This window comes from Pseudomonas sp. S1(2024), from assembly GCF_046557535.1.
The window spans coordinates 36500-42863 of sequence record NZ_JBKGFP010000063.1 but is presented as its reverse complement, the minus strand read 5'-3'; the positions used below and the strand labels follow the sequence as shown (position 1 = coordinate 42863).

At 60.3% G+C, this 6364-nt stretch carries 8 protein-coding genes; 1 reads left to right on the top strand and 7 read right to left on the bottom strand.

Annotated elements, in window-relative coordinates:
• Nucleotides 1-100: 100 nt before the first annotated feature.
• The gene (dusA, locus tag ACLCGK_RS17535) at nt 101-1111 is read right to left on the bottom strand and encodes a tRNA dihydrouridine(20/20a) synthase DusA (protein WP_410952559.1); all 1011 of its coding nucleotides are present in this window, start codon (nt 1109-1111) and stop codon (nt 101-103) included.
• A gap of 104 nt (nt 1112-1215) precedes the next feature.
• On the opposite strand from dusA, the gene ACLCGK_RS17530 reads away from it, so the two are divergent.
• A complete protein-coding gene (locus ACLCGK_RS17530) occupies nt 1216-2337 on the top strand; it encodes a tyrosine-type recombinase/integrase (RefSeq protein WP_279925273.1) in 1122 nt (373 codons plus the stop codon).
• Here the strand turns inward: ACLCGK_RS17530 and ACLCGK_RS17525 are convergent, their stop codons facing one another.
• The 6 genes from ACLCGK_RS17525 to ACLCGK_RS17500 all read right to left on the bottom strand — a co-directional run bounded on the left by ACLCGK_RS17525 (nt 2338) and on the right by ACLCGK_RS17500 (nt 6344).
• Nucleotides 2338-2613 (bottom strand): pyocin activator PrtN family protein, encoded by a 276-nt coding sequence (locus ACLCGK_RS17525; RefSeq protein ID WP_410952558.1) that lies wholly within the window; start codon nt 2611-2613, stop codon nt 2338-2340. It abuts the gene before it with no gap.
• A complete protein-coding gene (locus tag ACLCGK_RS17520) occupies nt 2610-3449 on the bottom strand; it encodes a hypothetical protein (protein ID WP_410952557.1) in 840 nt (279 codons plus the stop codon). The genes ACLCGK_RS17525 and ACLCGK_RS17520 overlap by 4 nt, the downstream gene beginning before the upstream one ends.
• Nucleotides 3446-3631 (bottom strand): hypothetical protein, encoded by a 186-nt coding sequence (locus ACLCGK_RS17515; RefSeq protein ID WP_125920102.1) that lies wholly within the window; start codon nt 3629-3631, stop codon nt 3446-3448. Before ACLCGK_RS17515 ends, ACLCGK_RS17520 begins: the two co-directional genes overlap by 4 nt.
• A 192-nt stretch (nt 3632-3823) precedes the next feature.
• Complete coding sequence (locus ACLCGK_RS17510; protein WP_125920101.1) at nt 3824-4024, bottom strand: hypothetical protein; 201 nt, start codon at nt 4022-4024, stop codon at nt 3824-3826.
• Nucleotides 4021-5850 (bottom strand): DNA cytosine methyltransferase, encoded by a 1830-nt coding sequence (locus tag ACLCGK_RS17505; RefSeq protein WP_410952556.1) that lies wholly within the window; start codon nt 5848-5850, stop codon nt 4021-4023. The genes ACLCGK_RS17510 and ACLCGK_RS17505 overlap by 4 nt, the downstream gene beginning before the upstream one ends.
• Nucleotides 5847-6344, bottom strand: a complete 498-nt coding sequence (locus tag ACLCGK_RS17500) for a hypothetical protein (RefSeq protein ID WP_125920099.1) — start codon at nt 6342-6344, stop codon at nt 5847-5849. The genes ACLCGK_RS17505 and ACLCGK_RS17500 overlap by 4 nt, the downstream gene beginning before the upstream one ends.
• Nucleotides 6345-6364: the final 20 nt, after the last annotated feature.

The window sequence follows — 6364 nt, the reverse complement described above, 5'->3', positions numbered from 1 at the left end:
GGGGGCTTTGCCGGCGAGGACTCCATTTTTGGTTTTGCCCTTTTTTTTTCTTTTTTCCTCGGCCCCCCCCGCTCCCACAGATACTGCGGCGCTTGTCAGGTTACCGCCCCTGCAACAGCTCCACCGCCTGGTCGAACACCGCCAGCGGCTCCGCCGCCTTGTGAATATCCGCCGACAGCAGCTGGCGGAAGCGCCGCGCCCCCTTGAACCCTTGGGCCAGCCCCAGGATATGCCGGGTAACGTGGTGCATCGCGCCACCACTTTCCATGTGCGCGACGATATAAGGACGCAACTGCGCCAGCGCCTCGCTGCGGCTGACCACTACCGCCTCGCTGCCGAACAGCTGCTGGTCCACCTCGGCCAGCAGGTAAGGGTTGTGGTACGCCTCACGTCCCAGCATCACCCCATCGAAGGTTTCAAGGTGTGCCTGGCACTCGGCCAGGGTCTTTATCCCGCCGTTGAGCACGATCTCCAGGTCCGGGAAGTCCGCCTTCAACTGCGCCGCCACGTCATAGCGCAGCGGCGGAATCTCACGGTTCTCCTTCGGCGACAAACCTTCCAGGATCGCGATGCGCGCATGCACGGTAAAGCTCCGGCAACCTGCCTCGCGCACCTGGCCGACGAAGTCGCACAGCTCGGCGTAGCTGTCGCGGCCATTGATGCCGATGCGGTGCTTGACCGTCACCGGGGTAGACACCGCATCGCGCATGGCTTTCACGCAATCGGCCACCAGCGCCGGGTGGGCCATCAGGCAGGCGCCGATCATGTTGTTCTGCACCCGGTCACTCGGGCAGCCGACGTTGAGGTTGACCTCATCGTAGCCAGCCTCCTCGGCCAGGCGGGCGCAGTCGGCCAGGTCGGCCGGCACACTGCCGCCCAGTTGCAGGGCCAGCGGGTGCTCGGAGACGTCGTGGCGCAGGAAACGGTGGGCGTCGTTGTGCAGCAGGGCACCGGTGGTGACCATTTCGGTGTACAGCAGGGTGTTTTTGGAAAGCAGGCGCAGGAAGAAGCGGCAGTGGCGGTCTGTCCAGTCCATCATCGGTGCAACGCTGAAGCGGCGAGAGGGCTCAGGGCGCGTGGTTTGTGGCTTTGAAGCTGATTCTAGGGGCATTCTGGTCTACGCATTTTTGTGCCGTTTTTGGGGGTTTTTGGGCGTTTTTGGTGTGACAGTGGTACGATGTACCACCGCCAATCACGCTTGTACCACCGAAAATCATGGCAACGATCAGAGCAAGGAAAAAGGCCGATGGGACGGTCAGCTACACCGTCCAGATCCGCCTCAAGAAAAAGGGTGTCATAGTTTACCAAGAAGCCCAGACATTCGCCCGCAAGCAGGCTGCTCAAGCCTGGGCGAAGCGACGAGAGACCGAATTGGCGGTACCTGGTGCGATTGAGAGGGCCAGCCGCAAGGGGCACACGGTCAAGGAGATGATCGAGCGCTACCTGATCGAGGCGGAGAAAGCCCGGCCTCTCGGTGAAACCAAGCGACTGACTCTCAATGCCATCAAGAAAAGTTACTTGGGGGAGAAGATCGACTCCGATATCAGCCAGCAGGTCCTGGTGGATTATGCGCTTTGGCGCATGGGGCCAGAGGGTGGCTCCGTAAAGCCTCAGACTGCCGGCAATGATTTGGCTCACCTGGGTTCGGTGTTGTCCTTGGCCAGGGCGGCTTGGGGGTACGAGATCAATCCGTTAGCAATGCCTGATGCTCGTTTGGTCCTGAAAAAGTTCGGTTACAACATGAGGAGTCGCGAGCGAGATCGCAGGCCTACATTGGATGAGCTCGACAAAGTGATGGAGCACTTCTTCGAGACGCTGCAGCGCAGGCCGTCAGTCATCCACATGCCCAAGGTGGTGGCGTTCGCGATCTTTTCGACAAGACGAATGGACGAAATCACCCGAATTCTCTGGGACGATCTGGATGAGCACCGAAAAGCAGTAAAAGTGCGGGATATGAAAAACCCCGGTCAGAAGCTAGGTAATGATGTCTGGTGTCATTTACCTGATGAGGCATGGCAGATTGTGCAGAGCATGCCGAGGGAGTGTCCGGAGATATTCCCCTACAACACTGACTCGGTCGGTACTGCTTGGGCTAAAGCGTGCAAGATGAAAGGTATCGAGGACTTGCACTTTCACGATCTGCGCCACGAAGGTGTGAGCCGGCTGTTTGAGATGGATTGGGATATACCCAGAGTTTCGAGTGTATCCGGCCATCGCGATTGGAACTCGATGCGGCGTTATACCCATTTGCGCGGTCGAGGAGACGGGTATAAGGGTTGGAAGTGGTTGGACCAGATTATCCAGGCGCCGGTGAAGCTCGGCGCCCGGGTAGGCTAGTTAGCTTGCGCGTAGAGGTTTGTTCAGCTGCGCGCATTCGAGGCGCGCAGCTTCTCTCTGACGGTCGAGGTACAGGGCCAGATCAGCGATATGTATGCCCCTGGCGCTTTTCTGACTAGCTTCGAGCCTGGTTATTGGAAGCTGGATTTGTCCGGCCAGTACCTTCCGTTGAAACATATCCGGTGTCAGGTGCGTGAAATAGTCGGAGCAAATCTGCTCTATTGAGATGATGGCTTTGCCGTTGTATTGCGCCATCAGAACAAAAGCGGTGTTCATGCACTTCTCCCCAGTGCTCGTTTGGCGGCCACATTGGCCATGTAGGCTGCCCATTTATCGCCCTCGCGCAGTTGGCGGATCCGACTGCATTTCGAGTGTCGTCTGGTCGACCTACCTTTGCCGTAGACATCGCAGATGGCGGGCAGGTCGAGACTGTGCGAGGCCATTGTTGGGCGGATCCGTGGGGGAGTTTGGTTAGCCATGCGCAACCTCCTGGGCCTGCTGTCGATCAAGGGCTCCAATTCAGCCAGGATCAATGCTCCCGATTTGATGAGCATTTGCCGCTGAGATTGGGGCTTCCACGTTTCTGGAGCCCATGGCCATAGTGCTGGGATATGCGTGCATTGGGCATACGGTAGGTTCCAAGTGCGAGCCCAGGCGGCGTAGACGCTGGCCGCATCAGCTAGCTGTCCTGTTGTGTACTGGTCATCTTGTTCCGCTGTATAGCCCTCAACCATGATCTGACGAATCCTCTCGGTCAGGACTTCCCGGGCGGCGGAGTAGCTCTCGCGCTCACCTTTCGGAAGAGTAATGTTGAGGTCGGGCTTGCTGCCCTCCGCCTGATTCAGGTTGTGTACGCCCGCCGCACCGGTAAAGGGCATGCCGGAAAGCAGGGTGCTGATCTCGGGCTGGAAGCCCTCGGCGTTTATTGGGTGGTGGCGCTGGCACTCGCGTTCCTCGCCATCCACCGTGCCTGCTTTGTAGCCAGCCAGGAACACCAGGTAGTCGTTGTGGGTGCGGTCGTCGACGAAGCCGGAGCTGTCCTTTTCCAGCTCGAGCTGGGACAGGCCGAGGGGGTTGAGGCTAACGAACAGGTCTCGTGGATCGATGCTCATGACTTGCGACCTCGCGTGATGATGAAGCCAGCTGCCTGGCGGGCCTTGGAGCACTGGTCGTGATTGCCCTTCACGCGAGCCTTGCCGCAGATGTCGCAGATGAACGACATGGCGGGGCGCTGCATGGGTTGCATGCCTTTCGGCGTCCGGGTAGTCGGGGTGTAGGTCTGTGTGGTGGTCACAACGAATACCTCTCATGGGCGCGGCGTGCATTCGGGCTTAGGGCCAGGCGCTCGAAGTTCTGGCTAATGTCGACGGTCGGTAATGGACCTGCCGCTGGGCGGCGGGCGGTGCTGCTGCGATACAGCTCGACTAGGGCGGCAACCAGCGTGATGGCGAGCACAAGGCTGATCAGTTGCCAGATTCGTGTTGGGTTAGGCACGGTTCCGGCCCTCGTTGATCTGGCTGATCACCTGTTTGCTAGCAAGCTCGAATAGTTCGTCAGCGGAAACCGGCGTGACGGACTGCTCGAAGTTGCGCACGGCGTCAAACCGAGTGCGATACAGCCCGGCCTGGCCGAGCCACGCGGCTGCGTTGAATTTCACGTCGGGTGCGGGATGGTCGTGTTGGCTCATGCGGCCTCCCGCTGGTACAGATCGATCAGATCCTTGGCGTTGGCGGCGATCAGATCCTCCGCCTCGTCTGGGCAAACACTGTTGCCGATCAGTCGGATCTGGTCGGTGTTGTTGATGGCGCGCCACTCCAGCTGGCCCGTGTGAGGGTTCTCAAAGAGTCCGCGATCGAGGATGTAGTCAGGGCTGAACCCTTGTGCCAGCTTCAGCTCCGGTGCCTTGAGCATGCGCAGGGTGAAGTCCACCAGAGCATACTCGCCGAGCAGCACCACATCCACTGGCCTGGGGAAGTGTTCAGGCAGGTACTTGTGCAGGAAGTGGGCGCATTTCCGGGCCCGTTCCATCAGTTTCGGCGGCAGGATGGCGGCTGGCACCTGCACGATGGTGACCAGCGCCATGCGCTCTCTCGTTGGCAGCGTGTGCATAGGCTCTTCCACACCTTGCCACTGCCCGCCCGTGCCGTAGTACTTCACAAGGTAGGCGGTGGCCAGCCGCTGATTAGTGCCTCGTCCGAGAATGGTGCTCAGTGGTGCCTTTGCAGCCCGCCCGTCACCGTTGTAGAACCCGCCGTTAGCCTGCTCAAAGTGACATGCGGCCAAAGCGTGGTGCCCGCTGCCTGTGGTCAGGGCGTTGACGGGCTGCAAAAGGCTGCTGCCGGTGCAGCCCTTGCGCAGTGTCACCATGGCGGCAGTGGCCATTGCCTGTTCGCCCCGGTTTGCTCCGGTAATGGTTCGAACTGCCTCTGTAACGGGATAGCCCGAGCGCTCGCCATGGTGGGTCAAATGCGTGAGGTGTGCTGCTGCCATGGCGAAGTGGCCACCCTTCACTTGGGCAACCTGGGTGCGCAAAGGCTCTGCAATGCTGAAGGTTCGCTGGTTGCTCGCGTTGGCGAACTCGGTGAGGCTGGCGGCAGCCAGCTGCTGATCGTTTAAGGGGATGACAAACGGTTGCTCGGCCAGCACGGTGTGCCGCCAGAATCCCTTCGCGACCCGGCGGCAGGTGTTGTCCACCAGCGGGCGCTTGCGTTCGAGAATGCTTTTGCCCAGGTCGGAGAAGTCGATGCACTCCGCCGCGGTTCGCCATGGCAGCTGATCGGCCTGGGGGTTCTCGTGTCGCTTGGGTTTGGTCCACACAATGGGACGGCCATCGGTGCGAGCGATAAGGAACAGGCGCTTGCGGATGGTCGGTGACCCAGCGTTGGACGCACGGCGTTCTTTCCATTGCACATTGCAACCCAGGCCACGCACCAGAGCTTCCATGGGAACCCACTGGCCGATGCAGTCCATGATTTCTTCCATATCGGGGTGGTCTGCAGGCAGGCCGGTGGTAAGGCAGGATATGAATGCCTTGAAGGTCCGACCCATCTCGGTCTTGAGCGGTTTACCAGCATCGTCCAGCGGCCCCCAGGCCTGGAATTCCTCGACGTTTTCCATGAGGAACAGGCGCGGGCGTGTCGCGAATACCCAGCGGACAACGACCCATGGAAGGGAGCGAACGCTTTTGCTGCGTGGCGCGCCACCTTTGGCCTTGGAGAAGTGCCGGCAGTCTGGGGAGGCCCACAGGATGCCAACCGGTTGGCCGCCGGTGGCCTCCAGTGGATCGACCTCGTAGATGTCGCTGATGTAGTGCCGGGTCTTGCGGTGGTTGGCCCGGTGCACGGCGATGGCGATGGGGTTGTGGTTGATGGCCACATCAGGGTCGCGATAGGCCCGGGCGCCGCCGCTGCTTGCTCCGCCCGCCCCAGCGAATAGGTCCACATATAGTTCGCGCTGGAAGGGGAGTGTCTGCTGCTGAGTGCCTGACACGTTGATCTGCTGGGCGGTTGTCATGCTGCAGCCCCTGCATTTGCGGCGCTGGCCGGCGTTTCACGCAGTTGAGCGTGTATGCGTTTAGCCAAGTCGCTCAGTCCTGTAGCTTGCAGACCGGCTCGTGATGCCTGCTGAGTTGCCTTCATTGCCGTAAGCGTCCGCTCGGTCAGGTTCAGGGTTTCTATGGCGCTGATGAGCAGCTCGTAGTCCGCCCTGGTCACTGCAAGCCCGGTGTAGGACATGATCCGGGCTTCGAGTTCGCGGATGCTGCTTTTGAGGTGTGCGATAGCCAGGTGATGCTTGCGCTGGTCCGCTTCGGTCTGGGCCCGGGCTTCGTCCAGGTCGTCTTGAAGGCCTTTGATCTGCAATTTCAGATCGGCTTTCAGGCGCTGTTTGCCGGCGTCCAGGCCGCGGTTGAAGGCGCGTTGGCGGGCTTTCGCGAACAGGAAAGGCAGGATGGCTAGGGTGGCCAGCAAGAGAATGCCCATGGCAAGAACTTGTTGATGCGATTGCATGTGCTGTGCTCCGAAAGAGC

Coding starts and splice junctions, on each gene's coding strand:
- ACLCGK_RS17510 (WP_125920101.1), bottom strand. CDS start 4,024: ATGAGCCAACACGACCATCCCGCACCCGACGTGAAATTCAACGCAGCC.
- ACLCGK_RS17520 (WP_410952557.1), bottom strand. CDS start 3,449: ATGAGCATCGATCCACGAGACCTGTTCGTTAGCCTCAACCCCCTCGGC.
- ACLCGK_RS17500 (WP_125920099.1), bottom strand. CDS start 6,344: ATGCAATCGCATCAACAAGTTCTTGCCATGGGCATTCTCTTGCTGGCC.
- ACLCGK_RS17505 (WP_410952556.1), bottom strand. CDS start 5,850: ATGACAACCGCCCAGCAGATCAACGTGTCAGGCACTCAGCAGCAGACA.
- ACLCGK_RS17530 (WP_279925273.1), top strand. CDS start 1,216: ATGGCAACGATCAGAGCAAGGAAAAAGGCCGATGGGACGGTCAGCTAC.
- dusA (WP_410952559.1), bottom strand. CDS start 1,111: ATGCCCCTAGAATCAGCTTCAAAGCCACAAACCACGCGCCCTGAGCCC.
- ACLCGK_RS17525 (WP_410952558.1), bottom strand. CDS start 2,613: ATGAACACCGCTTTTGTTCTGATGGCGCAATACAACGGCAAAGCCATC.